1 protein-coding gene is annotated in these 1,120 nt (G+C 53.3%); it reads left to right on the plus strand.

Annotation, left to right across the window (positions count from 1 at the left end):
* Positions 1–98 precede the first annotated feature (98 nt).
* Positions 99–1,120, plus strand: a 1,022-nt coding sequence (locus JF66_RS20145; RefSeq protein ID WP_197059520.1) for a hypothetical protein, incomplete at its 3' end; no start/stop codon positions are given.

A 1,120-nucleotide genomic window follows, 5' to 3' on the forward strand; every position in this document is an offset into this window, starting at 1 on the left:
TGAATTTACTGGTTGATGAGTTGGCTGAGGATTTCCTAGTCACGATCCGAAATTGCAACAGCATCACCCAAGCGGAGATCACACTCCGACGATCTGCCTTGAATATCAAGTACGGGGCCAATGGCGTAGGCAAGAGCACCATCGCGCGCTGTCTCATGTTGCGTTCTCAAGAAACCGGAGCGCTCGATGAGCTTCTGCCGTTTAAATATCGGGGCGGAAACGGTGATGTCAAACCAAGCGTCCATGGCGCCGACAGCCTCGAAAAAATCATGGTTTTCGATGACGCCTACGTAACACAATACGTATTCCAACGCGACGAGGTCCTCAAGAACAGCTTCGAAATTTTCATCAACACTGTTGAGTATCAAAAAGGGATCGAGCAAATTGAGTCCCTTTTCGAAGCCCTGAAGGACGCATTCACGTACCAGGAGTCCTTCGATGAGGCCCTATCCGCGTTTACCGATCTGCACGATGCGTTCGGGGTGACTAAGGCAGGCGCAATCTCGAAGACTAGCCGCGGCTTCAAGGCCATAGGGATCGGCGGAAAGCTCGAGAATATCCCGAAGCCCTTGCGCGGCTACACGGGATTTCTGCAAAGTGCTGACCCCGCTGGTTGGATCACCTGGCAGTCCAAGGGGAAAGCGTTTCTCGAGTTATCGGAAAACTGCCCCTTTTGCTCAGTTTCGGAGGTCAACAAAGCAACGGCTGAGAACGTCTCTGCGGTGTTCGAATCTGCGGCGGTAAAGAATCTGAGTGCGCTCAGAAGCGTGATCGACCGGCTCGGTGGGTACTTTGAGGAGAGCCATCGCCAACAGCTGGTTGATCTCACCACGTCGATTGAGGAATTGTCGCCCGAACAGGGTCAGTTCCTCGTCGATCTCCGGGGTCAGATCGAGACCTTCCTTGGCAAGTTGACCTCAGTGAGGGCGCTCTCGTTTCGCACCCTTCGCGATGAAGAGAATGTCGACAAGGTTCTCAAGGACTTGAAGATCGACTTGTCGTTACTCCGCGCTCTTGACTCAGAAGCGACCAAGACCGTGGTGGTATTGATCAACGCCAAGCTAGATGAAGTTGCCGCGCGGATCAATGAAGTACGTGCTCACATCGGCCGTCAGAAGTC

Origin of the sequence: Cryobacterium sp. MLB-32 (assembly GCF_000738085.1) — a bacterium.
In the GTDB taxonomy this organism is placed as follows: Bacteria; Actinomycetota; Actinomycetes; order Actinomycetales; family Microbacteriaceae; genus Cryobacterium.